Consider the following 297-nt stretch of genomic DNA (forward strand, 5'->3'; position numbering starts at 1 on the left):
TTTTGGGGCTTCCCCAAAGGTCACGTTGAGGGCGATGAAACGCTCTTAGAAACGGCGCAGCGTGAAATTAAAGAAGAAACCAGTCTGGTCCTGCCAATTGATACCAGCTTTTCTGTCTACACTGAATACGACCTGCCCAACGGCAACCGGAAGCAAATGACGCTTTACACGGCCGCACTGCCTAAGGATGAGGATCTGCATCTGCAGGCTGAAGAAATTAAGAATGCCGGTTGGTTCAACTATCAAGATGCTCGCCAACGCTTAACCTATGACAACTTAAAAGAATTGCTGGATCAG

Annotated in this window: 1 protein-coding gene; it reads left to right on the top strand. The window is 48.1% G+C overall.

All coding sequences use genetic code 11. The features are described from left to right. Window positions 1-297, top strand: a 297-nt coding sequence (locus tag LJE08_RS13960; protein ID WP_227403576.1) for an NUDIX domain-containing protein, incomplete at both ends; no start/stop codon positions are given.

Origin of the sequence: Holdemanella sp. DFI.5.55 (assembly GCF_020593575.1) — a bacterium.
Classification (GTDB): domain Bacteria; phylum Bacillota_I; class Bacilli_A; order Erysipelotrichales; family Erysipelotrichaceae; genus Holdemanella; species Holdemanella hominis.